Genomic DNA, 25,136 nt, shown 5'->3' on the forward strand with positions numbered 1-25,136 from the left:
GAGATTAGCAGCTTCGCCGGCCGCTCTCTTCCTGCAACGCTGGTGATTGGCGAAAGCGATGGCGACATCTGATCTCCCCCCTTGCGGGGGAGATGTCCGGCAGGACAGAGGGGGGTGTGAAGGAACTTGACTGCGGCGATTTCCTATGCCGGAAAGACCTCGTCAAGTTGTCCTTCTGTTCGACCCTAGGTCGGATCCTCGCGGTGCAGATCGTGGATGGTGACGCCGTCGGCATTGGTCGGCAGCATCAGCCACTTCTTGTGGCGCAGCGTGCGTTCCGTATCCTCCAGGCCCATCTCCCAATGCTCGCGCATCGAGGTACCGGAGAATTCGTAGTCCTTGGCGTGGCCCTCGTAGCCTTTGTGCTGATAGATCAGGTGGACGATGTTGACCACGCCGGCATCCGAATAATCGGCGATCAATTCCTTCTCGCCGTCCTTCAGCTGCTCGGGCGGCACGCGCTTCAGCGCATCGAGCAATTTCATCTTCAGCGCATGGATGCGCTGGAAATTGTCGGTGTTCTGGCGTGTGCGGCTGGAATACATGATGTCCTTGTGGCGCGACAGCACGTCGGCCATGCCGCGCGGCAGCACGCCGCGGGCGCTGAACAGGTCGACCTGGAACACCAGCGAGGAGCGGTCCTCTTCCTGGTCGAGTAGATATTGCAGCGGCGTGTTGGAGACGATGCCGCCGTCCCAGTAATATTCGCCCTCGATGCGAATCGACGGGAAGGCCGGCGGCAGCGCGCCGCTGGCCATGATGTGCTCCGGCTCGATGCGCACCTTCTCGGTGTCGAAATAGACGAAATTGCCGGTCCGGACATTGACCGCGCCGACGCTCAGCCGCTTCTTGCCGTCGTTAAGCACATCGAAGTCGATCAGGCTTTCCAGCGTGTCCTTGAGCTCGGCGGTGTCATAGAAAGAGGTAGCGCCTTCGGCGCCCGACAGCTGGAGCCAGGGATTGGGCGAGCGCGGCTTGAAGAAGCCGGGCTGGCCCATCGCCATCGTCATGAAGGATGAGGTCTGGTTGCGGATATCGCGATAGATGTCGCCTTCCGGCGTGTAGGGCCAGATCTTGCGGCCCGAGACGGTCTGCCAAAACTGTTCCAGCCGCTGCAGCCGGCGGCTCGGCTCGTTGCCGGCGATGATGGCGGCATTGATGGCGCCGATCGAGACGCCGGACAGCCAGGTCGGCTCACAGCCGGCGTCGGCCAGCGCCTGGTAGACGCCGGCCTGGTAGGCGCCGAGCGCGCCGCCGCCCTGGAACACCAGGGCGATGCGATCGTATTGCGCGGTGATTTCCGCGATCGTGGCGGCAGCTGCCTTGCTGCGGTTACGCTCAAGCACTGACTTTCTCCAGTCTGGTCGCGCCGGCAGCAGACTGGCTGTTTTCGGCGAGGTAATCATGCACGACTTCGCCGAGGCCAAGCGTCAGATCTGCTTTGAAGTGGACGGCCGAGACGATGTCGAGCACCGGCAATTTCGCCACGTCGGCCATCACGTGCGGGCGAAGGTCGAGCGCGGCCGGCGCTGTCCATGCTTCCTTCAGCGTGATGTCGGTCAGGTAATAGCGCACCAACTCGCAGATGCGTGGGGTTCCGTCGACATGCGGGATGATCTTGATCAGGAAGTTTGGCGCGGCAAGCGAGGCGAGCACCTGATCGTGGTCGGCCTCGCGATGCTTGTAACCCATGGTGCCGGTGGCGCAGAGAACGCTGCCATAATGCAAGGTGCCGACGATAACCTCGCCCTCATGCACGATCTTGGGGTTGGCAAGTTTCTTGGGGAAACCCCAGAGCTCGCGGCCGCCGGCAGTCGGCGCGTCGTCGTCGAGATACATGGAATGGACGTAGCCGCCATGCTGGCCCTTGTACTTCACCGGGATGACCTGGCCGGTCTCGGTGTAGTCGCCGAAGCCGGTTGAGTCAGGCATGCGGATAAATTCGTATTTGACCAACGGCTCGTCGATCTCCAGCGGCGCCGGCACCACGGCTTCGAGCGCCTCGCGCGTCGTGCGGTAGGTGATGATGACGTATTCGCGGTCGAAGAAGCGATACGGTCCGGGCGGGAAGGACGGGTTGGTCAGCGGCATCGCATAGGCGCGCTTCACGACATCGGCGATTTCCAAATTGCTCACCCATCGGTTCAGGAACGATCTTGCGGACGTGCAGGACGATTATGTTGCACGGCAGCATGACAGTGCCATGTCGTGTCACTTCGATGCCAGCGCAAGGCGCGCGTGAAGGATCACAACATTGTAATCGCAATGACATATGGTCATGCCATTGTTATGTTGCGATGCACAAACCATCTGCGTCAAAGCTCCTCCCACCAGTCGCGAGATCTCCATGGGTTCCCTGTCTTCGAAGAATGCGCTCGTCACCGGCTCGACCAGCGGCATCGGCCTGGCCATTGCCCGCGCCTTTGCCGCCGAAGGCGCCAACGTCACCATCAACGGACTCGGCGATGCCGCGGCGGTCGAGCGGGAGCGCGCCGGCATCGAGAAGGATTTCGGCGTCAAGTGCCGCTACTCCGGCGCCAACATGATGGACGGCGCGGCTGTGACCGCCATGGTGCACGAGGCTGAAGCTGCCTTCGGCAGCCTCCACATTCTGGTCAACAATGCCGGCATCCAGCATGTCGCGCCGATCGAGGAGTTTCCCGACGACAAGTGGGAAGCCATCATCCGTATCAATCTGCTGGCTGCCTTCTATGCGATCAAGGCCGTGGTGCCGGGCATGAAGGCGCGCAAATGGGGGCGCATCATCAACACCGCGTCGGCGCATGCGCTGGTCGCCTCGCCGTTCAAGTCGGCTTATGTCTCGGCCAAACACGGCATTGCCGGCCTGACCAAGACGGTGGCGCTCGAGGTTGCGCAGGACGGCATCACCGTCAACGCCATCGCGCCTGGCTATGTCTGGACACCGCTGGTCGAAAAGCAGATCCCCGACACGATGAAGGCGCGCGGCATGACCGAGGAGCAGGTCAAGCACGACGTGCTTCTGGCAGCGCAGCCGACCAAGGAATTCGTTACCGTCGAGGAGCTTGCCGCGCTGACGCTGTTCCTGTGCTCGGATTCAGCCAAGCAGATCACCGGCACGACCTTGCCGATGGATGGCGGCTGGACGGCGCAATAGGGCCGTCCCCGAGATCAACTCGCCACCACAGACTGCAGATTGACTCATCCCCCCGGGGAGGATAGTCGACTGGCATGACAGACAACACGCATCGGTCGCATCCCGCTATCGTGAAGCGTCTAAAGCGCGCGCAAGGCCACCTTGCGGCAGTGCTCTCCATGTTCGAAGCTCATCGTTCCTGTGTTGACCTCGCACAGCAACTCCATGCCGTGGAAAGCGCCATAAGCAGCGCCAAGCGGGAATTGATCCACGATCATATCGAACATTGCCTGACCGACACCGCCGCGGGCGGAGCGCACGGCTCGCTGACGGAACTCAAGCAGTTGGCCAAGTATCTATGAGCGATCTCGGCAGGCGCACCCTCGACTGGTTCGGCTTCGGTTCGCACGGCCATGCCGGCCACGATCACGACCACCACGGTCCGCATAGCCATACACACGGCGTCATCGATGCAACCATCGCGACGACCGATCGGGGCATCTGGGCCATAAAATGGTCTTTTGTCATCCTGGCGGTCACGGCAGCAATGCAGATGGCCGTGGTGGTTGTCTCGGGCAGTGTGGCGCTTCTTGCCGACACCATTCACAATATTGGAGACGCAACCACTGCCATCCCCTTGTGGGTCGCCTTTATGCTGGCGAGGCGCAAGCCGTCGTCAACCTTCACCTATGGACTGGGTCGGGTCGAAGACCTCGCCGGTATCGTCATCGTCCTGATCATTCTGTTCAGCGCCATCGTCGCGGGGTACCAGGCTATCGAGCGCCTGATCCATCCGCAGGCAGTGACGCATCTCGGTTGGCTGACGGCAGCGGGCATCGTTGGTTTCCTCGGCAATGAGGCCGTCGCGTTGTTTCGCATCCGCATCGGCAGGGAAATCAACAGCGCGGCGCTCGTCGCTGACGGCTACCATGCCCGTACCGACGGGCTCACCAGCCTTGCCGTGGTCATTGGCGCTATCGGCGTCTGGCTCGGATTTCCGCTGGCCGACCCGATTATCGGGCTCCTCATCACGGTCGCCATTTTTGCTATCGTCTGGCAGTCGGCGCGCTCGGTGCTCACCCGTATGCTCGACGGCGTCGAGCCGGGTGTGATGGCCGAAATTCATCATGCTGGCGAGCATGTGCCAGGTGCTCACATCGTCGATGCCAAGGCCCGCTGGATTGGCCACAAGTTGCACGCCGACATCGCCATCGCTGCGGACGAAACGTTGCGGCTCGCGGAAGCAAACAAGATCACGACAGCGCTGGAGAATGAACTGTTCGAACACATGCCTGCGCTCGCGACTGCCAACATCCGGTTTTCGAGCGAACATGACGCGCACGAGTAGCCACATCCTCACGACCACAATCATGGCGAACACCACGACCACCAACACTGACGTGCGCAGAAAACCACCCGCTTCTGCCGGTCCAGGCTGATGCTCCAGACGCTTGTCGAATTCCAGCGTACCATCTACGTGGCGCTCGCCGATCAGATAAAGCTGCTCTCGGCTGGCGGTGGCTGGCTTGCGTTCCTTGCCTTTCTGCCGATGGGCGTGCTGTTTGGTGCGGCGCATGCCCTGACGCCAGGACATAGCAAGGCCGTCCTGGCCACGTATCTGGCCGGTTCGGACGCGAAGGTTTCACGCGGCCTTCTGGTGTCACTGACGCTCTCCTTCACGCATGTGACGATCGCGGTGCTAATCGCGGCATTCTCGTTACCGCTGGTATCGATTGCCTTGGGAAGCGTCGGCCGAGCGCCGCTGCTGGAAGACGTCAGCCGTGGGTTGCTTGGCCTGATCGGCGTCTGGATGTTGTGGCGCGCATTGAGCCACGGCCAGCATCACAAGCATGAGGGCGAAGCCGTTGGGGTCATGGCCGGCCATATTCCATGCCCGCTGACCTTGTTCGTGATGACCTTCGCGATATCCAGAGGCGTTCCGCTTGCCGGTATTCTGTTTGCGATCACCATGATGGCTGGCGTGGCGCTGACCTTGTCCTGCGTGGCGGTGTTGTCGATCCTGTTTCGGGAACGGCTGGTGCATTTTTTCGACGGCCGGCCACGCTTGTTCGACATAGTATCCAGAAGCATCGAAGGTTTCGCCGGCCTCATTCTTGCTGGCGTGGCGGTTTGGCAAATTTCTTCGCGCTGAAGACGTTGAAACGAGCAGCCGGGTTATGGATTGACAAGCACGAAGGATCATTCCAGCATAGTGACAAGGGGTTCACTTCGCGACGACCCCGTGAGGCGCCAGCCCAACGATCGCGTCCAAACTCTCACTCTGGAGGTGGACGCCATGCCGTCAACAACCGCAATCACCGTAGCACAGCTCTCCCGTCTCGTCGGCCTGCCGGACGCGCCTGTTCTTGTCGATGTCCGCATCGACGAGGATTATGACGCCGATCCGCGCTTGCTTCCGGCCTCATCCCGGCGCGACTTCAAGGCCGTTTCCACCTGGGCGGCCGAGTTCGCCGGACGCCACGTCGTCGTCATCTGTCAAAGGGGGCAAAAACTCTCGCAAGGCGTCGCTGCCTGGCTGCGCCATGAGGGCATCACTGCTGAATCCCTGGAAGGCGGTTTCGAGGCCTGGCTGGCGGCCAAGGCGGTTCTGGTCAAGGCCGAGAAGATGCCGCGCCGCGACGACAAGGGCCGCACGGTCTGGGTGACGCGCGCCCGCCCCAAGGTCGACCGCATTGCTTGCCCATGGCTGATCCGGCGTTTCATCGACCCTTCGGCGGTGTTCCTGTTCGTCGAACCGGCCGAAGTGCTGGCTGCCGCCGACCGTTTCGCGGCGATTCCCTTCGACATTGACGATGTGTTCTGGAGCCATCGCGGCGAGCGCTGCACCTTCGACACCATGATCGAGGAATTCGGGTTGCGGTCCGAAGCGCTGGATCGTCTTGCCTTGATCGTGCGTGCGGCCGACACGGCGCGCCTCGATCTCATACCGCAGGCGGCGGGATTCCTCGCGGCATCGCTCGGCCTGTCGCGCATGTTCCGCGACGATCTCGAACAGCTCGAGGCCGGCATGCTGCTCTATGACGCGTTTTTCAGGTGGTGCCGCGACGCCACAGACGAAACCCACAACTGGCCGAGCGGGGGCAAAACATGAGCGCCGTTGCCGCTGGCGAAAAGCCTCACGGTGTCGAGGCGCCCCCAGCGCCGACCTTCGGGCAAGCCACAAAACTGTGGGCGAAGATTGGCCTGCTCTCCTTCGGCGGACCGGCCGGACAGATTGCGCTGATGCACAAGGAACTGGTCGAGGAGCGGCGCTGGATCGGCGAGCAGCGTTTTTTGCATGCGCTCAATTATTGCATGCTGTTGCCCGGACCCGAGGCGCAGCAGCTGGCGATCTATATCGGCTGGCTGCTGCACCGGACCGCCGGCGGCCTCGTTGCCGGCATCCTGTTCGTGCTTCCCGGCGCCTTGGTCATGTTGGGCCTCAGCATCTTCTACGTGCTCTACAATGATGTCCCTGTCATCGAGGCGCTGTTCTTCGGCATCAAGGCAGCTGTGCTGGCCGTTGTCGTCGAGGCGGTTATCCGCATCGGCAAACGGGCGCTCAAGAACCGGATGATGGTGGCGATCGCGGTGATCGCCTTCCTTGCCATCTATGTCATCAGGCTGCCATTCCCGCTCATCATCCTGTTTGCAGGGCTGACCGGCTGGATCAGCAACCGCCTGGCACCCGCGCGTTTTTCCGGAGCCGCACACGGCAAGGAGAATTTGCCCGATGTCAGAGGCGCGGTCGACCTGATGTTCGAGCGCGGCGAACTCGCCCATACCAGGCCGACGAAATGGCACGCGCCGCGCACCATCGCGATCTGGCTGCCGATCTGGCTTGGACCGGTCGTGCTGATCCTGGCGCTGACCGGTCCTGCCAGTGTGTGGACGCAGCTCGGCGGCTTCTTCAGCCTGATGGCGGTGGTCACCTTCGGCGGTGCCTATGCAGCGCTCTCTTATGTCGCACAGGCGGCCGTGACGTCATTCGGCTGGCTGGCCCCCGGCGAAATGGTCGACGGCCTTGGCCTTGCCGAGACGACGCCGGGCCCGCTGATCCTCGTGCTGCAGTTCGTCGGCTTCGTCGCCGCCTACCGGCACGCCGACACCATAAGCCCAGTCGTCGCCGGATCGCTTGGCGCATTGCTGACGCTCTGGGTGACGTTCGTGCCCTGCTTCTTCTGGATTTTTCTCGGCGCGCCCTACATCGAGGCGCTGCGCGGCAACAAGGCGCTGTCGGCGGCGCTGACCGCGATCACGGCGGCTGTCGTCGGCGTGGTGATGAACCTTGCTCTGTGGTTTGCGGTGCATGTCGTTTTCGGCGCGGTGCACCGCGTCGGCCTCGGGATGGAGGTGCCGGTGCTGTCGTCGCTGGACTGGCGCGCCGCACTGCTGGCGGCCGCGGCGATGGTCGCCATGCTGAAACTGAAGATCGGCATGCTGCCGACCTTAGCCGGCTCGGCACTGGCCGGACTGGCGCTGCTGGCCTTGCCTGCGTAGCGCTCGGCATCATCCTGCTCTATGCCGTCCAGCTCGCGCAGCGCGGTGGACGGCAAGAGCGCGGTGCGGGCGCCTGACAGCACGCTTTTGCCGATCGGCCCGGGGTTTAGCGCGGCGGAGGGAAAGCAGGTGCGCTACGGCTTCCGGCCGGAGCATCCCAGTCTCTCTGCCTCCGGCAAGGGGATTGCCGCAGCGATCGACGTGGTCGAGCCGACGGGTTCCGAAACCCAGGTACATCTGACGATGGCCGGCGTGCCGGCGGTTGCCGTGTTTCGCGAAAGGATCAGCGTGCGTCCGGGCGAAACGCTTTATGTCGAACCCGATACCGCCAAGCTGAACTTGTTCGACGCGGAGAGCGGGCGAGCGCTGGCAAGCTGATTTGACGAGGTTAGCCGAGCTGTTTCAAAGTCGGTCCCGGATCGCGCAACGGGATATGACATGGTGGATTTTGATCGGATCGACAAGCTGATCGCAGGGGTGCCCCCGGCCTTGGCGCTTCGCGCCGGGCTGGATCTTGGCATCTTCACCCGGCTCGGCGGCAACGCGATGACCGCCGACAGCCTTGGGGCGGCGCTCAAGGTCGACCCCGATCGTCTGTCGCGGCTCCTCTACGCGCTCGCCAGCATCGCTCTCCTCGAAGTCGAGGATGGTCAATTTCGCAATGGAGCCGAAGCGTCGGAATTCCTCGACGCGTCCAAGCCGACCTATCGCGGCGGCGACCATGCGCTGCTGCGCGAGCTCTGGGGAGCAGACCTTTTGACCGCCGAGTCGTTGCGACAGAACCGGCCGGCTGCGCTGCACGACTTTTCCGAAGCGGGGCCTGAGTCCGCGGCGGCCTTCAGCCGGATGCTTGCCCCGGGCGGGGTGATTTTCGGCCGACATCTGGCCCGCGCGTTGGACCTGTCGGCGATCGGCTCGGTGATCGACATTGGCGGCGGCGCCGGGACCATTCTCGTCGGACTTCGCGAGCGGTGGCCGCACATTGCGGCGACGCTGATGGAACTGCCAACGGTCGCAGCGGTCGCGCCAGCCATCCTGTCGGAATACGGTGCCGACGACGTGGTCGTAGAAGAAGGCGACATAACTGTCGCGCCATCGATCGGTCGGCACGATCTGGCGATCCTGAAGGCCGTCGTCCAGGTCCTGCCGCCGGATCAGGCGCGCAGTTCGATTCTGAACGCCGCGCGTTGCCTCACGCAAGGAGGCGAGATCGCAATTGCGGGCTGGGGTGTCGTCGATGACGATCGCCTCGGCCCGCCCGAGGGTGTCTTTCTCAATCTCACCTTCCTGAACCTCTATCGCGCAGGCGAATCGTATACGGAAGGTCAGTATCGGACGTGGATGACCGAGGCTGGATTCCAGGATATATCGAGGTCGCGCCTGGCGGACGGCTGCACGTTGTTTCGTGCGCGCCTCGCGGGCTGATCGCGGCGGAATGGCTGGTTTCGGACGGAAAGTCTGTCCGAGGCGCGTCCCGTCGCCGTGGCTCTCAAAGCCAGCCCTGGATGGATCGTACAAAGTTCCTGAGGCGGCGTGAGCCGATCTTTCCCCTCACCGGGCAGCGCGGGGTATCGGCAGTCTTCTTCACGATGAGTTGTTTGGTACGCGAGATCTCTTGAAACTCTTGCGCGTAGGCGACCAGGAAGCCATCGACGGCGGACGTGGGGCGCTCCCAATTTGCCATGTCGTCCTTGTAGTCGGTGTAGTCGTCCCAAATGAGCATGCCGCCAAGCTTGAGCATCCCCCATGCCAGGACGCTATCCATCATGACGCTTTCGCGCTCATGACAACCGTCGACATAAACCAGGTCAAATTCCGCCCCTGCCTGGCGCAGCCTGATCAGCGCCGGCAGCGAGAAGTCGCGAATCTTCGTCACCCGATCGGCGTAGCGCTTCAAATTCCTGTCGAACCGTTTCCCCCGTTTGTGGAAGGGATCGACGCAGGTGATGACGGCCTTTCGCAAATAGCTGGCAAAGAAGAGCGCGGAGCGACCTTCCATGGAGCCAATTTCCAGAATCGAAAGCGGCGTGTCCCTTAGCGGTTCAAGAATGGGCATCCACGTCGACAGCTTGTTCGTCACGTAGTCGCGCTCGGCAAACGAAGCTGAAGCGTTGATGCTTTGCCAATCAAAATCCATTCCTGTCAGGCGCCCCTTCAGTGTACCCGTGATTGTCGTTCCGGCCTCGCCGCACATTTGAACAATTTTGCGTCTTGAAACCATCCCCCTGTCTTCTCGATAGCTTCGTCTCAGACGGGTAAAATGTCATTTTGGTCGACAACAAGGTTCGCGATAGCGGCATATGACCTCTCCATGAAAACGATGTTTCGCATTCATCGTTTCTGGGGCGATACCTCCGACGGTCAAGCGGCGGCATGAGGCGCGATCGCGACAATTGCGCCTGGCCCGTCGGACTACGTCGAATCGGAATGGAGTTTTTAGACATTCGTTTATCTATTCGTGGTTTCTAATAACATATGGCATTCAATGCGTTCACCTGGATGTGGTTTGTTTTCGGCCGCCTAAAACGCGCCGCGAACGGTAATGTTGCCGTCACCTTTGCCTTCACCTTGCCGGTCGTCGTCGGTGGCGCGGGACTTGGTGTCGAGACCTCCCTCTGGTACTACAACAGTCTGAAGCTGCAGGCGGTGGCCGATGCTGCGGCCTATGCCGGCGCGCTCGAGAAGGTCGCGGGTTCCGACAACCCGACCATCATCGCCGCCGCCACGCAGTCGGCGACCTCGAACAATTTTGTCACGCCGGGCACGATCGAGGTCAACACGCCGCCATTGTCCGGCCCGAACACCGCGAACAAGGCGGTGGAGGTCATTGTCAAGCAGAGCCTCGATCGCTACTTCACGGCGATCTTCAACAGCACCCCTGTTTCGGAACAGGCGAGGGCGGTGGCGCTGATCACCGATGGCGCCTATGCCTGCAACACGGCGCTCAATCCGTCGGCCTCGCAGGCGGTGAGCATTTCTGGCAACACCAGCCTCAAGCAGATCGGCTGCGTCATCAATGCGAATTCGATCGCCGCCGATGCCATCAAGCTTCAGGGCTCGGCGACCCTCCAGACTGACTGCCTGATAGCGGTCGGCGGCGTTTCGCTTGGCAGCACACCCACGATGGTCTGCAAGGCCCCGATCACGCATGCTCTGCCGGTGGCCGATCCGTACGCCGATCTGCCGACGCCCACTGGCGGCAACCCGTGCAAGAATGTTAACGGCAGCAAAACCTCGCAAACGCTCCAGCCTGGCACCTATTGCAGCGGCATGAGCCTCAGCGGCAACGTCACGCTTTCTCCCGGCGTCTATGTCGTGCAGGGCAGTATGAAGGTCAACGCCAACGCGGTCGTCGCGGGCAGCGGGGTAACCATCTTCATGGCCGGCAGCAACACCGTCAGCATGAACGGCAACGCCAAGGTGACGCTGAGCGCGCCGACATCCGGAGCCTATTCCGGCGTGCTGTTCTACGGCGACAGGACGGGGACCGCAGCGCAGAGCACCTTCAACGGCACGGCGGACTCGCTTTTGACCGGCGCCATCTATTTCCCCAGGCAGCAGGTCAACTACCTTGGCAACTTCTCGGGGAACGGCGGCTGCACCCAAGTCGTCGCCGACACCATCCAGTGGTCCGGCAGTACGACCATCAAGCAGGACTGCACTAGTCTGGGGATGAAGAAAATCCTGGCGGCGCTGTCCGTTCAGCTGGTCGAGTAGCGGGATGGGTAAGCGGACCTTGCGCATTGTCCGGGACAAATCCGGGATAGCCGCCGTGGAATTTGCCATGGTGGTGCCCGTCCTGCTGCTCGTATGTTTCGGCATCGCCGACGGCTGGTCCTACGTGACGACCTACCTGCAGATGCGGGCCGGCGTCAAAACCGCGGCCAATCTGGTGATGGCCGGCGCGGGTAGCGACGCGGCCAAAGACACGGGAACGCAGGCGGTCGCGCTTTCGAGCTGGAGCAACAAGCCCGATGACGCCGCGGTCGTGCTGGTCCGCTCCTATATGTGCGGCACCACGGTCGTGGATGAGACGACCGTCTGCGGCGGAACGAAGCTGCCAACCATGTTCGTCCAGATAACGGCGACGGGCACCTGGGTGCCCCCGTTCAACTTCGGCGTCTTCCCGGACCCGCGCGCGATCAGTCATCAGCAGGTGATCCGTGTCCGCTGAAAGGATCGGATCCAGATGGCGCCGTGACTGTTCCGGCGCAGCAGGGCTGGAATTCGCCTTGATCGCGCCGATCCTGGTGATGCTTTTGTTCGGAATCTTCGCCTTCGGCTGGGCCATGAATGCCGTGTCGACCGTCCGCTATACGCTGGAGACCTCTTCTCGGGCGCTGCAACTGAACAACACGCTTTCGGAGAGCGACATCCAGGCCATCGCTACGGAGAAATTGGCGAACCTGGGTCTGCAGAACGTCGTTGTGACGATCGCGATCGACCCTGCCAGCGGCGGCTTCAAGATGGCGCATCTGACCGCCAGCTATGCCTTCGTCATCGCCTTCCCGTATTTCGACCAGTATCCGATAAATTACGCTACGACCGTCACCGTTCCGCTGGTTGCCAGCTAGGTTGCGGCCGGCTTTCGTTGAGTTGGCGGCGCCCAACTCAGACCGTAACGGATCCCCGGGAACCATAGCCGCCCCATCCGGAGTTGTACTTGCAAGGGGGTCGATTCCAGGAGGGGGTCGATTCCCCTTGCGGATGTAGCCGCCTAAAAGCCCGCCGCTGAGACCTCAGTGGTGGGTTTTTTCCTATCGGACTAAAGTCTTGCTGCTTGCTTTCAAAGGTCTGATGTAACCGCTTTGGTTCTGTTCCTGTCCATTTGATGTTCCGAACTTTTTAGTGAATCCTCATACATTTTCGTCGGTCTGGATGATGCTACCCAGCCTTAGGTCAAGTGGCCCGAAGTCTCTGGGGGATGCTTCGCAACTTTCCGCACGTCGAACCTTACAGGTTGGAGGTCGCTCCGCTGTAGCCTCATGCCGGGGTGGCTGGCTCGCTGAGAATTCGGGTGGGGTGTTCTCGGTGAGCCTGCAGGGACCCACGGAAGACCGGGGGCTTCAGTCTTAGTTGAGCAATGGCTGAGGTGCCTATAAGTTGGGCGTTGCGGGCCGAACCCCGTTCTCTAGCCCACCCGCAAATGGCCCGACGCGCGTCCAGGTTCCGCCGACCTGCGTCGCGCACGTCGGCCTGTTTCCTTCGCGAAGGTGCAGGTCTATCAGGTGAGATCCAAGGAGATCACGCCGACATCGAAGAAGCGTTTGCAAATACGCCAGCGCGGGGTTACCGAACATTAAGCAAGCTTGATTTCATTGGTGATCCCGACAGGAATCGAACCTGTGACCTACAGATTAGGAATCTGCCGCTCTATCCTACTGAGCTACGGGACCACGCGGCCAGACACATAGCCGCTTCGGACCGTTTCGCCAAGAGGCTCGCCGAAAGCAAATCAAGAGGCCGGCGGAGGCAAATCGGCCGGCCTTTCAGCGGCATAGGTCAGGCGGCGAGCGCCGTTTCGGCCAGTTTCACCCAGTAGCTCATGCCGTGCGGGATGACCTCGTCGTTGAAGTCGTAGGCCGGGTGGTGGAGGCCGGCGGTCTCGCCGTTGCCGATGAAGATGAAGGCGCCGGGCCGGGCTTCCAGCATGTAGGAGAAATCCTCGCCGCCCATCACCGGCTGGATGGCGCGGTGGACCTGGGTCTCGCCGGCGACACTTGCCGCGACATCGCTGGCAAAGACGGTTTCTTCCGGATTGTTGAAGGTCACGGGGTAGTTGGCGTCATAGTCGATAGTGATCGTCGCGCCGAAGGCGGTGGCGATGCCGTCGCAAATGGCGCGGATGCGCTCCTCCGACTTCTTGGCGATCTCCTTTTTCAGCGTGCGCACCGTGCCGGCGATCTCGGCGGTCTCCGGAATGACGTTATAGGCGTCGCCGGCGTGGAATTTGGTCACCGACACCACCACCGCCTCGACCGGATCGGTGCTGCGCGAGGCAACCGTCTGCAAGGCACCGACAAGCTGGCTGGTGATGACGATCGGGTCGATCGTGCCGTGCGGCATCGCCGCATGGCCGCCGCGGCCCTTGACGGTGATGGTGAATTCGGCCGTCGCCGCCATGATCGGGCCCGGCCGGATGGCGAACTGGCCGACCGGCAGGCCCGGCATATTGTGCATGCCGAAGACCCTCGAGATGTCGAACCGCTCCATCATGCCGTCCTTGACCATCTCGTTGCCGCCGCCGCCGCCTTCTTCGGCCGGCTGGAAGATCACCGCCACCGACCCGGCGAAATTGCGCGTTTCGCTCAGATATTTGGCCGCGCCCAAAAGCATTGCCGTGTGGCCGTCATGGCCGCAGGCGTGCATCTTGCCGGGCACGGTCGAGGCGTAGGACTTGCCGGTGATCTCGTTGATCGGCAGCGCGTCCATGTCGGCGCGCAAGCCTATGGTCGCGCCTTCGCCCTTGCGGCCATGGATGATGCCGACGACGCCGGTCTTGCCGAGGCCTGTCACCACGTCGTCGCAGCCGAACTCCTTCAGCTTCTCGGTGACGAAGGCCGCGGTCTTGAAGACATCGAAATTCAGTTCTGGCGTCTGGTGCAGATGACGTCGCCAGCCGGCAACTTCATCCTGCATCTCGGCGGCGCGGTTGAGAATCGGCATAATGGTTCCATTTCGCTGTTGGAGCAGACGGTCTGGCCTGCTGCTTTGCAATTGTGATTGCCAGGCACTTTGCCATCTTGGCGTCACATAGGGTAAATAGCACCGCAAACAACGTGATCCGGAAATTGAGGGCCGGATCTCATCATGCTGGCCATCGCGTAACGAAATCTTACGGAGCCAGGGGCGACTACGGCAAGAGGCGATTTCGGATTCCATGATGCGGCACAGCCATATCCTCAAATTACTGCTAACGGGCGCCTTGGCGCTGCCGATGCTGGCCAGGCCGGCTTCGGCCAATCCGATGGTTCTGTTCGACCTGAACAGCGGCAAGGTCCTGCAGCATCAGGATGCCTTCAAGCGCTGGTACCCGGCTTCGCTGAGCAAGCTGATGACCGCCTACGTCACCTTCCGGGCGATTGCGGCCGGCGAGGTCCAGCTCGATTCGCCGATCAAGGTGACCAAGCATTCCGCCGGCGAACCGCCGAGCAAGATGGGCTTCAAGCCTGGTTCGGTGATGCGGCTCGACAATGCGCTGAAGATGATGCTGGTCAAATCGGCCAATGACATCGCCATGGCCGTCGGCGAGAATATAGGCGGCTCGCAGGCCGGCTTCGCCATCCGCATGAACGCTGAAGCCGCGCGACTCGGCATGACCGGGACGCATTTCGTCAACCCGAACGGGTTGTTTTCGCCGGACCAGTATACGACGGCGCGTGACCTTGCCTTGCTGGTGATGGCGATCCGCAAGGAATTTCCGCAATACGCGCCCTGGTTTTCGATCGAAGGCCTTGCCGTCGGCAAGAAGGCGATCCCCAACTACAATCTCCTGATCGGCCGCTATCCCGGCGCCGACGGCATGAAAACCGGCTTCGTCTGTCCCTCGGGCTTCAACATGATCGGCTCTGCGACGCGCAATGGCCGCACGCTGGTCGCCGTCGTGCTTGGCGAAAAATCGGCGGTCAGCCGCGCCGAGACCACCGCCAGGCTGCTCGACCAGGGCTTTGCCATGTCGGACCCGAACTGGCTCACGGTCGCGGCCATGCCTTCCTATGGCGACACCATGTCACCCAACGATATGCATGACGAGATCTGCAAGAAGAAGGCGCCGCAAGAACAGTCCGAGGCAGCGCCGCCGGTCGCCGCAAAGGGCGCCGACGTGCCGAAATCACCCTATCAGAAAAAGCTCGACCACGTGCCGACGCTGGTTGCCGTCGGCCTTGGCGGCGCCACCGGGCCGGCGCCGAAGGCGATGCTCGACCAGGGCGGCCAGGACTATGCCGATGTGCCGCTGCCGAACTGGCGGCCCGACATCCCGGCGCCAAAGGGCTCGGAACCGGTCGTGGTGGGTTCGGCAACCGCGGTGCAAGGCGACCAGCCGGTCAAGGCCGCGAACTAGGGAGATGGCGGGCTTTCCGATACCCGTCACGGTGCTCACCGGCTTCCTCGGCGCCGGCAAGACGACATTGCTTAACCGGCTGCTCAAAGACCCGGCGCTCGTCGACACCGCCGTCATCATCAACGAATTCGGCGAAGTCGCGATCGACCATCTGCTGGTCGAGCAGGCCTCCGACGGCATCATCCAGCTGTCCGACGGCTGCCTCTGCTGCACGGTGCGCGGTGAACTGGTCGACACGCTGGCCGACCTCGTTGACCGGCTGCAGACCGGCCGTATCGCAAAGCTGGCCCGAGTCGTCGTCGAGACCACCGGGCTCGCCGATCCGGCGCCGGTGCTGCAGTCGATCATGGCGCATCCGGCGCTTGTCCAGGCCTTCCGGCTCGACGGTGTCATCACGCTGGTCGACGCGGTCAACGGCAATGCGACGCTCGATGGTCATGTCGAGGCGGTCAAGCAGGTTGCGGTGGCCGACCGTGTCGTGCTGACCAAGGTCGATCTGGCAGGCGACACTGGCGATCTCGAAGCTTTGCGGGCGCGGCTCCGTCAGGTCAATCCGGGTGCCAAAGTGCTGGAGGCCGGTGACAGCCAAACCGGCGTCGCGGCGCTGTTCGATTGCGGCCTCTACAATCCGGCGACAAAATCCGCCGACGTGCAGCGCTGGCTGGGCGAAGAAGCCGCTGATGACCATGAGCACCATCATCATGGCGGTCACCATCACCATGGGCACGGCGATCATGATCACGCCGAGCATCGCCACGATTCCCGTGTGCGCTCCTACTCGCTGGTCCATGACGGGCCCGTGCCGTTTTCGGCGATCGAGATGTTCCTCGACCTGTTGCGTTCGGCGCATGGCGATAAGCTCTTGCGCATGAAGGGCGTCATCGAGCTTGCAGAAGACCCGTCGCGACCGCTGGTCGTCCACGGCGTGCAGAAGATCCTGCATCCGCCGGCGCGGCTGCCGTCCTGGCCGGACGGCCAGCGCGGCACCAGGCTGGTGCTGATCACGCTCGACGTGCCGGAGGACTATGTGCGCCGGCTGTTTGCCGCCTTCACCAACCGTCCGTCGATCGACACGCCGGATCGTGCGGCATTGGAGAGCAATCCGCTGGCGATTGCCGGGGGCTAGAGCCGTTAAAGCGCTACGTGCCGCACTCGACCAGAAAACGATGACCGCCGGATACCGCTGCGGTTTCAATCAGTTGATGGCCGGCGTCGGCGCAAAAGGCGGGAATGTCGATGACGGCCAGCGGGTCGGTGGTCTCTAGCCACAGCCTGCTGCCTGGCTGCATCGCCGCCAGGCGCTTTTTTGCCTTGAGAACGGGCAAGGGGCAGTTCAGCCCCTTGAGATCATAGATCGCGGCCAAGGTGAAACCTCAGCCGCCGAACATGCCGAGCAACTTATTCTTGATCTTTGACAGCCGGCTTTCGTCGGCCTGCGGCTCGGCCGGGGCTGCCTCGACGCTAGCGGTGGCGACCGGCTGCTGGGCGGCCTGCTTGGCTGCTTCCTTTTCGGCCAACGCCTGGGCCTTGGCCGCTTCCTTTTCAGCCAGTGCCTGGGCCTTGGCGGCTTTCGCGGCCTCGATGGCCGCAACCCGCTGTTCCTCGGCCTTGCGCTTGGCTTCCTTCTCGGCGTCGAGCGCGGCCATCTTGCGGCCGGCCGGCGAATCGATGCGGCCCATACGCGCCGTCTCGGTCACCGTGCCGTCGGGATTGAGCGACGGCGGATCGATCGGCACGCGCTCGCCGCGGGCGCGCCGCTTCGACCAGTCGGAAACGATGCTGGCTTCCTTGATGCCGGCAATGGTCGGCTTGGGCGCCGGCACGCTGGCCTTGACCGCGCCGGTGAAGGCCGCGTCATAGCTGCTCTGATAGGCGTTGTAGGCGCTCTTCAGCGAATCCGGCTGCGTAGTCGGAGGGCAGGCGCCGGTCGGATCGAAGGTCGTTCCCTCAGGCGCCACCTGGTTGAAGACATAGCGCTTCTCGCAAACATCGACCTTCGGCGGCACCTTGGTGATCTCGAAATTGTCGTAGCCGACCTTCAGCATCTTCCAGAACTCGTAGTTCGGGTCGTTGCGATAGCGCGCCATGTTGGCGGCGGTCATGCGGAACGGAAAGGCCTGGATCTGGAACTCGGTCTGGCCGCCCTGGAAGGCGTCGCGGCCGAAGGCGTAAATCTGCTCGATCTGTGGATCGGTCATCGAATAGCAGCCCGACGACGAGCAGGCGCCATGCACCATCAGATTGGCGCCGGTGCGGCCATTGGCACGGTCATAGGCGTTGGGATAGCCGATGTTGAAGGACAGGTGATAGTTCGAGCGCGGATTCATCTGCGACGGGCGAACCGTGTAGAAGCCTTCCGGCGCCTGGCGGTCGCCCTCGGTATATTTCGGGCCGAGCTTGCCCGACCATTTGCAGATGTCGTAGCTGGCGACCATCTCGTAGCGGCCGGTGGTCTTGGCCTTCCAGATCTCGAGTTTGCCTTCTTCCTTGAAGATGCGGGCCATCACCGACGAGGTGCGGACCATGCCCTTGGCCTTCATGTCGGCGAGGATCTTGTCCGGCAGCGGCTTGTTGGCCTCCGGCGCGAAATCCTTCATCGAGGAATCGTTGCAGCCGGCAACGCCAAGGGCGGCGATCAGGATTCCGGTGCGGGCAAGCTTGGCAAACATGGTTACGGCTATGTCTTTTTCCCGGGGCGTGAGGCTTCGCAGCCGCAGGCCAACACACTAAACCTTCACGGACCCTAAGCCCGTTAACCTTGAAAATTCCTTACCGCAAGCTCCGGACGGCTGCCCCCACGGCAATTCGCTCGATGTCACGGACTTTTCATTGAACCGAATGCGGCGGCATTTTTGTGGCGAAATTGCTCGCTGACGCCACATTGCGGCGCCCGGCCGGCCTGAAATCAGAGGCTTCGGCCCATCGCCAGGTATTTTTCGCGGCGCTGCTCGCGAAAATCGGTGTTGGCGCCGGCAAAATCCTTCATCGTCTTGGCGATGAGGTCGCCGGTGGCGGCGATCACCGTTTCGGGCGCGCGCTGGGCGCCGCCGAGCGGCTCGGGAATGATGGCGTCGATGATCTTCATTTCCAGAAGGTCCTGGGCGGTGATCTTCATGTTGGTCGCCGCATCCTTCGAACGCGTGGTGTCGCGCCACAGGATCGAGGCGGCGCCCTCCGGCGAGATCACCGAATAGATGGCGTGTTCCAGCATGTAGACGCGGTTGGCGGTGGCGATGGCGATGGCGCCGCCCGAGCCGCCTTCGCCGATGACGACCGAGATCGATGGCACTTTGAGGCCAAGACAGGCCGAGGTCGAACGGGCGATGGCTTCGGCCTGGCCGCGTTCCTCGGCGCCGACACCGGGGTAGGCGCCGGCGGTGTCGACCAGCGTCAGAAGCGGGATATTGAAGCGATCGGCAAGCTCCATCAGCCGCACCGCCTTGCGGTAGCCTTCAGGGCGGACCGAACCGAAATTGTGCTTGAGCCGGCTCGCCGTGTCCGAGCCTTTTTCCTGGCCGATAACGGCCACCGGTTCACCGCGGAAGCGGGCAAAGCCGCCGATGATCGCCTGGTCCTCGCCGAAATTGCGGTCGCCGGCGAGCGGCGTGAAATCGCTGAACAGGCCCTTGATGTAGTCGAGGCAATGCGGCCTGTCGGTGTGGCGCGCCACCTGCACCTTCTGCCACGGCGTCAGCGCCTTGTAGATGTCGCGCAGCGCGTCGCGCACGCGCTTCTCGAGCCGGCTGATTTCGTCGCCGACATCGACCGCCTCGCCATTCTCGGCAAGCTTCTTCAGCTCTAGGATCTTGAGTTCAAGGTCCTGCACCGGCTTTTCGAAATCGAGGTAATTGTACATTCTTGAGCGGACCGATGCGTCGGAAGGCAAAGACTGACGGAACCCTGAAAAGCGGGGCGCCGCGCGGTGGAACGTGCCCTCACATAGCGATATGAGGCCTAGTCGGCAAGCGGATGATGATCGTTGACCAGCCGCACCAGCCGCTCTTCCAGCACATGGGTGTAAATCTGCGTGGTCGAGATATCGGCGTGGCCGAGCAACTGCTGCACCGCCCTGAGATCGGCGCCGTTTTGCAGGAGGTGGCTGGCAAAAGCATGCCGCAGCACATGCGGCGATATTTTCGCCGCCGATATGCCGGCCCGTGCCGCAAGGCCCTTGAGGTCGCGGGCAAAGACCTGCCGGGAGAGATAGCCGCTGTCGCCGGCGGCCGGAAACAGGAACGGGCTGTCGGCGAAAGCCGGCACCGTGGCCCGGGCCGTGAGCCATGCCCGCATCGCCGTGCGCGCCTTGGCCGACAGCGGCACCATGCGCTCCTTGTCGCCCTTGCCGCGCACCATGAAGAAGCGGTCGTCGCGCTGGGCGACGGTCACCGGCAGGCCGACCAGTTCGGAGACGCGCAGGCCGGTGGCATAGAGCACCTCCACCAGCGCGTGGAGGCGCAGCGCCGCCAGCCGGTCGCCATTGACGCCATCGCCTGCCTCGAGCGCCGCGCGGTCGAGCAGCCTGCCGGTATCGGCCTCGCTCATCGTCTTGGGCAGCGGCCGGCCCTTTTTCGGACTGTCCAGCGTGCCGGTCGGGTCGTCGCCGCGCAGGCCCTCGGCGTAGAGAAATTTGAAGAACTGGCGGATCGCCGACAGTTTGCGCGCCTGTGACGTCGGCGCAAAGCCACGCGCCGCGATGTCGTCGAGATAGGCGCGTATGTCGGCCGCGGCGGCGGCTGCAAGCCCGCCGCCAATCTGCTGCGAGGCGTCTTCGAGATCGCGACGATAGGAGGACAGCGTGTTTTCGGCGGCACCGCGTTCGGCGCTCATCATTTCGAGAAAGGCTTCGATGCGAGCCGCGCTGTTCATGTCCCTGCGGTCAGTTTCTTCGGGTCAGTTTTTCTTGGGGTTCAGCTTTTCCGGCGGAATGCGCACTGTGATTTCCGCCTTTTTCGGCTCGACGAACATCGCCAGCGCCACCATCATACCATAGGCAATGCCGGCAAGAATCATCAGTGTCACGACAAAGCGGAACAGTGTCGGCATCAATTTTCGCCCGTCTTCTTGTTCTGCGATTCCAAACCCTGTGCCCTTATGGGACGCCAATCCGGCCAATTCAAGCACGAAGGGTTTTGTCTAACGCAGGTCGATGCGGGAAAACCACTGCACTTTCCGAGGCCTGCTCAGGGCGCGATGCTTGACGCAAACCGGCTTTTGATGTCGATACGCCGGCAAAGACGGCTTAGAAACAGCATGGTTTCATGAACGCGTTTCCAGCAAATCCTCCTGGCGAGAGCCATGCTACGCTGCTCGACAGGCTGGGCAGTCGTTCGATTGTCTTTGTCGGCCTGATGGGCGCCGGCAAGACAGCGATCGGCCGCAAGGTGGCGGCCATGCTTTCGCTGCCGTTCATCGACAGCGACCAGGAGATCGAAAGCGTGTCGCGCATGACCGTGCCGGAGCTGTTCGAACGCTATGGCGAGACCGAATTCCGGGCGCTCGAGCAGCGCGTCATTCTTCGCCTCCTGGAAAACGGCCCGCAGGTGCTGTCGACCGGCGGCGGCGCCTTCATGAATGCGCAGACGCGCGACGCGATCGCGTCGCATGGTGTCTCGGTGTGGCTGAAGGCCGAGCTCGATCTGTTGATGGAGCGCGTCTCCAAGAAGCAGAACCGGCCTTTGCTCAAGAGCCCCGATCCGCGCGCCGTTCTCGAGCGATTGATGGGCGAACGCTATCCGGTCTATGCGACCTCCGACGTCACCGTGACGACACGCGACGACCGCAAGGAGGTCATTGCGACCGAGGTCGTCGACGCATTGTGTGGGCATTTCGGCATTCCGGCCACCACGGCGCCGGGCGAGGTGAGGCCATGAGCGAGCCTGTCATTGTCGAGGTCGGCCTTGGCGAGCGCGCCTATGACATCCTGATCGGCCCCGGCCTTTTGACGCGCGCCGGCGCCGAGATATCGCGCCGCCTGCCCGGCACGAGGGCGGCGGTGGTCACCGACGAAAATGTCGCGGCGACACATCTCGACGCACTGAAGGCCGGTCTGGAAACTGGCGGCATCCAACCTGCTGTCATCACTTTGCCGGCCGGCGAAAAGACCAAGAGCTTTGCCCATCTCGAAGAGGTGGTCGACGGCGTGCTGGCCGCCAGACTGGAGCGTGGCGATGTCGTCATTGCGCTCGGCGGCGGGGTCATCGGTGACCTCACCGGCTTTGCCTCCGGGATCGTGCGCCGCGGCATGAATTTCGTCCAGATTCCGACGTCGCTCTTGGCGCAGGTCGATTCCTCGGTCGGCGGCAAGACCGGCATCAACAGCCCGCGCGGCAAGAATCTGGTTGGTGTCTTCCACCAGCCGAAGCTGGTGCTGGCCGACACCGAGGTGCTCGATACGCTGCCGATGCGCGAATTCCGCGCCGGCTATGCCGAACTCGCCAAATATGGGCTGATCGACCGGCCAGCGTTTTTCGCCTGGCTGGAAGAGAACTGGACAAAAGTATTCGCCGGCGGTGCGGAGCGGGCCGAGGCGATTGCCGAAGCCTGCCGCGCCAAGGCCGATGTTGTTGCCCGCGACGAGTTCGAAACCGGCGACCGCGCGCTGCTCAATCTCGGCCATACATTCGGCCATGCGCTGGAAGGGGCAACACAGTATGACGGCGCCCGTCTCGTCCACGGCGAAGGCGTCGCCATCGGCATGGCGCTGGCACATCGCTTTTCCGCACGGCTCAATCTGGCCAGTCCGGACGACGCGGCAAGGGTCGAGGCGCATCTGCGCGCCGTCGGCCTGCCTTGGCGCATGTCCGACATCCCTGGCGAACTGCCCGACGCCGAGGCGCTGCTTGGCTTCATCACCCAGGACAAGAAAGTGTCGCGCGGCACGTTGACCTTCATCCTGACGCGCGGCATCGGCCAGGCTTTTATTGCCAAGGATGTGCCGGCGTCCGAAGTGCTGTCGTTCCTCAGGGAAAACCATCCGGCCAACGGGAAAGCCGGCTGAGATGAACACCGGCTGGATCGTTGTCGCCGTCCTCGCCATCCTCATCCTGTTTTTCATTGCCGTGCGCACGCGCCTGCTTGCCATGTTCGGCTATGAGCTGTCACGCATCGAGCCGCAGCGCTCCACCCAGGATGAGTTGCGCGGTGCGGTCGACGATTTCCGCCGTGACGGCCAGATGGTGCGCGAGGACCGCGACCGTGTCGGCGGCCTGTTCGACCTTGACGAGCTCGAAGTCTCCGACATCATGGTCCACCGCACCAATATGCGCTCGGTCAATGCCGACAATGCGCCGGAAGCGGTGGTGCGCGAGATCCTGCAGAGCCCGCACACCCGCATGCCGCTGTGGAAGGGCTCGCTCGACAACATTGTCGGTGTGCTGCACGCCAAGGACCTGCTGAGATCGCTGAACGAGGTCGGCAACGACTTTACCAAGATCGACGTGATGAAGATCGCGTCCAAGCCATGGTTCGTGCCCGACACCACGACCTTGCAGGAACAGCTCAACGCCTTCCTGCGCGCCAAGGCGCATTTTGCCATCGTCGTCGACGAGTATGGCGAGGTCGAAGGTCTGGTGACACTGGAGGACATCATCGAGGAGATCGTCGGCGAGATCGCCGACGAGCACGATGTCGACATCCAGGGTGTGAAGCAGGAGGCCGACGGCTCCGTCGTCGTCGACGGCACGGTGCCGATCAGGGATCTCAACCGGGCGCTCGACTGGAACCTGCCGGATGAGGAAGCCACCACCATTGCCGGGCTGGTCATCCACGAGACGCAGTCGATCCCCGAGGAAAAACAGGCCTTTACCTTCCACGGCAAGCGCTTCGTGGTGATGAAGCGCGACAAGAACCGGATCGCCAAGATCAGGATCCGGCCCGCGGGGGAAGTTAGCTAAATTCGGCCGTGGATATCACAATTCCCTGGTCGAGCGCTGGCTTAGCGTCGCGCCGGTTTCAGCGTCGATCGCAGCCAAGCTGACATCATAACCCCAGAGGCTCCGGATATGGCGAAGCGTCGCGTCACGGCTCTTGCCGTCGAGCATGATGCCGTTCTTGACATTGTGCTGCAGCCGCAGATGCCGGTCGCCCAGCAGATCGACGTCGACGACCTGGATGTCGGGACGGCTGGCGCCGATATCGTAGCTTTGCGCGAGCGCCGACCGTATCCTGGCATAGCCGCGCTCATTGTGGATCGAGGCCACCTCATAGTGTGGCTCGTCGGCACCGTCGGCGAGCACGAAGAGCCGCCATTTGCGGATCAGCGTCGGGCTTAGATATTGGCGGATGAAGGATTCGTCGCGGTGGTTTGCCCAGGCGTCGAGCAAGGTGTCGCGCCAGTCCCCGCGGCCGGCGATGTCGGGAAACCAGTCGCGGTCCTCGGCGGTCGGCGCGGTCGAGATGCGCTGGATGTCCTGCATCATGTCGAGACCCAGCGCATAAGGATTGATGCCGGAAAAGCGCGGGTCGTCATAGGCCGGCTGGAAGATGACGTTGGAGTGGTTGCGCAGGATCTCCAGCATGGCGCCTTCGTTGATGCGGCCGCGATCGAACAGCGTGTTCATGAGCGTGTAATGCACGAAGGTGGCGCAGCCTTCGTTCATCACCTGGGTTTGCCGCTGCGGGTAGAAATATTGCGCGACGACACGCACGATCCTGACGATCTCGCGCTGCCAGGGCTCGAGGACGAGGCTGTTCTTCTCGAGGAAATAGAGCAGGTTTTCCTCCGGCAGATTGAGCGATTTCTTCCGCTCGGCAAGGATTTCGTCCCCTGCTTCCGGCTTGCTCTTGCCCTGCGAGGGCGGCAGTGTCCGCCACAAATCGTTGAAGGAGCGCTCCTCGTATTCGAGACGTTCGCGCAGTCCCTCGCGCTGTTGCTCCGACGACAGTTTCGGCGGCCGGCGGTAACGGAACACACCTTGCTCCATCAGCGCATGCGCGGAATCCAGGATCGCCTCCACGGCGGCCATGCCATGCCGTTCCTCGCACCGGGCTATGTAGCTCTTGGCGAAGTCCAGATAGCTCAGGATGCCGCCGGCATCCGTCCATTGCCGGAAGAGATGATTGTTCTTGAAGAAATGGTTGTGCCCGAGCGCGGCATGCGCGGTCACCAAGGCCTGCAGGGCCATGGTGTTTTCTTCCATGAGGTAGACGATGCAGGGGTTGGAGTTGATGACGATCTCGTAGGCCAAACCCCGCGCGCCCTTGCGGTAGAGAAGCTCGTCGTGGAGAAAACGTTTGCCGAACGACCAGTGCCGGTACATCAGCGGCATGCCGATCGACGAATAGGCGTCGAGCATCTGCTGCGAGGAAATGATCTCCATCTGCACCGGATAGATGTCGAGGCGAAGCTCTTCGCGGCCGATCGCTTCGATCTCGTCATAGACCCGGGACAGTTTGTTGAAATCCCAGTCGGACCCGGAAAACAGCAGTTCGGACTTGCGCGCCTGGTTGACCATTGCCGAA

25 protein-coding genes, 1 tRNA gene and 1 pseudogene are annotated in these 25,136 nt (G+C 62.5%); 16 read left to right on the plus strand and 11 right to left on the minus strand.

What is annotated here, in order from left to right:
• Positions 1 to 185: 185 nt before the first annotated feature.
• Positions 186 to 1,346, minus strand: coding sequence for a patatin-like phospholipase family protein (locus AC04SG_RS14835; RefSeq protein WP_352557696.1), 1,161 nt, complete (start codon positions 1,344 to 1,346; stop codon positions 186 to 188).
• Positions 1,339 to 2,127 carry an acetoacetate decarboxylase gene (locus AC04SG_RS14840; protein WP_488551759.1) on the minus strand — a complete coding sequence of 263 codons (789 nt, stop codon included), beginning with the start codon at positions 2,125 to 2,127 and terminating at the stop codon, positions 1,339 to 1,341. The genes AC04SG_RS14835 and AC04SG_RS14840 overlap by 8 nt, the downstream gene beginning before the upstream one ends.
• 220 nt (positions 2,128 to 2,347) lie before the next feature.
• Here AC04SG_RS14840 and AC04SG_RS14845 point away from each other — a divergent pair, with 220 nt between their 5' ends.
• The 8 genes and pseudogenes from AC04SG_RS14845 to AC04SG_RS14880 all read left to right on the plus strand — a co-directional run bounded on the left by AC04SG_RS14845 (position 2,348) and on the right by AC04SG_RS14880 (position 9,040).
• Positions 2,348 to 3,136 carry a 3-hydroxybutyrate dehydrogenase gene (locus AC04SG_RS14845; protein WP_488551658.1) on the plus strand — a complete coding sequence of 263 codons (789 nt, stop codon included), beginning with the start codon at positions 2,348 to 2,350 and terminating at the stop codon, positions 3,134 to 3,136.
• Positions 3,137 to 3,210: 74 nt separating this feature from the next.
• On the plus strand, positions 3,211 to 3,477 hold the full coding sequence (locus AC04SG_RS14850; protein WP_488551659.1) for a metal-sensing transcriptional repressor: 267 nt from the start codon (positions 3,211 to 3,213) through the stop codon (positions 3,475 to 3,477).
• Positions 3,474 to 4,442, plus strand: a pseudogene (locus AC04SG_RS14855) (cation diffusion facilitator family transporter); the annotation flags it as partial. The gene AC04SG_RS14850 and the pseudogene AC04SG_RS14855, both read left to right, overlap by 4 nt.
• A gap of 111 nt (positions 4,443 to 4,553) precedes the next feature.
• Complete coding sequence (locus tag AC04SG_RS14860; RefSeq protein ID WP_488551660.1) at positions 4,554 to 5,267, plus strand: nickel/cobalt transporter; 714 nt, start codon at positions 4,554 to 4,556, stop codon at positions 5,265 to 5,267.
• A gap of 144 nt (positions 5,268 to 5,411) precedes the next feature.
• On the plus strand, positions 5,412 to 6,227 hold the full coding sequence (locus tag AC04SG_RS14865; protein ID WP_488551661.1) for a chromate resistance protein ChrB domain-containing protein: 816 nt from the start codon (positions 5,412 to 5,414) through the stop codon (positions 6,225 to 6,227).
• A complete protein-coding gene (chrA, locus tag AC04SG_RS14870; RefSeq protein ID WP_488551662.1) occupies positions 6,224 to 7,615 on the plus strand; it encodes a chromate efflux transporter in 1,392 nt (463 codons plus the stop codon). Before AC04SG_RS14865 ends, chrA begins: the two co-directional genes overlap by 4 nt.
• Positions 7,616 to 7,636: 21 nt before the next feature.
• On the plus strand, positions 7,637 to 7,993 hold the full coding sequence (locus AC04SG_RS14875) for a TOBE domain-containing protein (protein ID WP_488551663.1): 357 nt from the start codon (positions 7,637 to 7,639) through the stop codon (positions 7,991 to 7,993).
• A gap of 60 nt (positions 7,994 to 8,053) precedes the next feature.
• The gene (locus AC04SG_RS14880; protein ID WP_488551664.1) at positions 8,054 to 9,040 is read left to right on the plus strand and encodes a methyltransferase; all 987 of its coding nucleotides are present in this window, start codon (positions 8,054 to 8,056) and stop codon (positions 9,038 to 9,040) included.
• Between the two features lie 64 nt (positions 9,041 to 9,104).
• Here the strand turns inward: AC04SG_RS14880 and AC04SG_RS14885 are convergent, their stop codons facing one another.
• Positions 9,105 to 9,836 carry a class I SAM-dependent methyltransferase gene (locus tag AC04SG_RS14885; RefSeq protein WP_488551665.1) on the minus strand — a complete coding sequence of 244 codons (732 nt, stop codon included), beginning with the start codon at positions 9,834 to 9,836 and terminating at the stop codon, positions 9,105 to 9,107.
• Between the two features lie 254 nt (positions 9,837 to 10,090).
• On the opposite strand from AC04SG_RS14885, the gene AC04SG_RS14890 reads away from it, so the two are divergent.
• Genes AC04SG_RS14890 through AC04SG_RS14900 form a run of 3 tightly spaced genes read left to right on the plus strand, consistent with a single transcriptional unit; the run spans position 10,091 to position 12,189 of the window.
• A complete protein-coding gene (locus AC04SG_RS14890; RefSeq protein ID WP_488551666.1) occupies positions 10,091 to 11,332 on the plus strand; it encodes a pilus assembly protein TadG-related protein in 1,242 nt (413 codons plus the stop codon).
• Positions 11,333 to 11,387: 55 nt separating this feature from the next.
• Entirely contained in the window at positions 11,388 to 11,789 is a 402-nt protein-coding gene (locus AC04SG_RS14895) for a TadE/TadG family type IV pilus assembly protein (RefSeq protein WP_488551667.1), read from the plus strand.
• Positions 11,779 to 12,189, plus strand: coding sequence for a TadE/TadG family type IV pilus assembly protein (locus tag AC04SG_RS14900; RefSeq protein WP_488551668.1), 411 nt, complete (start codon positions 11,779 to 11,781; stop codon positions 12,187 to 12,189). Before AC04SG_RS14895 ends, AC04SG_RS14900 begins: the two co-directional genes overlap by 11 nt.
• A 745-nt stretch (positions 12,190 to 12,934) precedes the next feature.
• Here AC04SG_RS14900 and AC04SG_RS14905 read toward each other — a convergent pair.
• Positions 12,935 to 13,011, minus strand: a tRNA-Arg gene (locus AC04SG_RS14905).
• A 106-nt stretch (positions 13,012 to 13,117) separates the two neighbouring features.
• The gene (locus tag AC04SG_RS14910; RefSeq protein WP_488551669.1) at positions 13,118 to 14,281 is read right to left on the minus strand and encodes a M20 aminoacylase family protein; all 1,164 of its coding nucleotides are present in this window, start codon (positions 14,279 to 14,281) and stop codon (positions 13,118 to 13,120) included.
• 217 nt (positions 14,282 to 14,498) lie between these two features.
• Between AC04SG_RS14910 and AC04SG_RS14915 the strand changes: the two genes are divergently transcribed.
• Both AC04SG_RS14915 and AC04SG_RS14920 read left to right on the plus strand, forming a co-directional pair.
• Complete coding sequence (locus AC04SG_RS14915) at positions 14,499 to 15,677, plus strand: D-alanyl-D-alanine carboxypeptidase family protein (RefSeq protein WP_488551670.1); 1,179 nt, start codon at positions 14,499 to 14,501, stop codon at positions 15,675 to 15,677.
• A gap of 4 nt (positions 15,678 to 15,681) precedes the next feature.
• The gene (locus tag AC04SG_RS14920; protein WP_488551671.1) at positions 15,682 to 16,803 is read left to right on the plus strand and encodes a CobW family GTP-binding protein; all 1,122 of its coding nucleotides are present in this window, start codon (positions 15,682 to 15,684) and stop codon (positions 16,801 to 16,803) included.
• A gap of 13 nt (positions 16,804 to 16,816) precedes the next feature.
• On the opposite strand, the gene AC04SG_RS14925 is transcribed toward AC04SG_RS14920, so the two are convergent.
• The 5 genes from AC04SG_RS14925 to AC04SG_RS14945 all read right to left on the minus strand — a co-directional run bounded on the left by AC04SG_RS14925 (position 16,817) and on the right by AC04SG_RS14945 (position 20,720).
• Entirely contained in the window at positions 16,817 to 17,041 is a 225-nt protein-coding gene (locus AC04SG_RS14925; protein ID WP_488551672.1) for a sulfurtransferase TusA family protein, read from the minus strand.
• A gap of 9 nt (positions 17,042 to 17,050) precedes the next feature.
• A complete protein-coding gene (locus AC04SG_RS14930; RefSeq protein WP_488551673.1) occupies positions 17,051 to 18,346 on the minus strand; it encodes a L,D-transpeptidase family protein in 1,296 nt (431 codons plus the stop codon).
• Between the two features lie 236 nt (positions 18,347 to 18,582).
• Positions 18,583 to 19,533 carry an acetyl-CoA carboxylase carboxyltransferase subunit alpha gene (locus AC04SG_RS14935; protein WP_488551674.1) on the minus strand — a complete coding sequence of 317 codons (951 nt, stop codon included), beginning with the start codon at positions 19,531 to 19,533 and terminating at the stop codon, positions 18,583 to 18,585.
• 98 nt (positions 19,534 to 19,631) lie between these two features.
• Positions 19,632 to 20,543: a site-specific tyrosine recombinase XerD gene (locus tag AC04SG_RS14940; protein WP_488551675.1), complete on the minus strand. Its 912-nt coding sequence runs from the start codon at positions 20,541 to 20,543 to the stop codon at positions 19,632 to 19,634.
• 24 nt (positions 20,544 to 20,567) lie between these two features.
• Entirely contained in the window at positions 20,568 to 20,720 is a 153-nt protein-coding gene (locus AC04SG_RS14945) for a histidine kinase (RefSeq protein ID WP_112562194.1), read from the minus strand.
• A 215-nt stretch (positions 20,721 to 20,935) separates the two neighbouring features.
• Between AC04SG_RS14945 and AC04SG_RS14950 the strand changes: the two genes are divergently transcribed.
• Genes AC04SG_RS14950 through AC04SG_RS14960 form a run of 3 tightly spaced genes read left to right on the plus strand, consistent with a single transcriptional unit; the run spans position 20,936 to position 23,569 of the window.
• The gene (locus AC04SG_RS14950) at positions 20,936 to 21,547 is read left to right on the plus strand and encodes a shikimate kinase (RefSeq protein ID WP_488551676.1); all 612 of its coding nucleotides are present in this window, start codon (positions 20,936 to 20,938) and stop codon (positions 21,545 to 21,547) included.
• Entirely contained in the window at positions 21,544 to 22,674 is a 1,131-nt protein-coding gene (gene aroB / locus AC04SG_RS14955) for a 3-dehydroquinate synthase (protein ID WP_488551677.1), read from the plus strand. The genes AC04SG_RS14950 and aroB overlap by 4 nt, the downstream gene beginning before the upstream one ends.
• A gap of 1 nt (position 22,675) precedes the next feature.
• Complete coding sequence (locus AC04SG_RS14960) at positions 22,676 to 23,569, plus strand: HlyC/CorC family transporter (RefSeq protein WP_488551678.1); 894 nt, start codon at positions 22,676 to 22,678, stop codon at positions 23,567 to 23,569.
• 15 nt (positions 23,570 to 23,584) lie between these two features.
• Here the strand turns inward: AC04SG_RS14960 and AC04SG_RS14965 are convergent, their stop codons facing one another.
• The gene (locus tag AC04SG_RS14965; RefSeq protein WP_488551760.1) at positions 23,585 to 25,129 is read right to left on the minus strand and encodes a SpoVR family protein; all 1,545 of its coding nucleotides are present in this window, start codon (positions 25,127 to 25,129) and stop codon (positions 23,585 to 23,587) included.
• Positions 25,130 to 25,136: the final 7 nt, after the last annotated feature.

The organism is Mesorhizobium sp. CNPSo 4684, assembly GCF_057784315.1.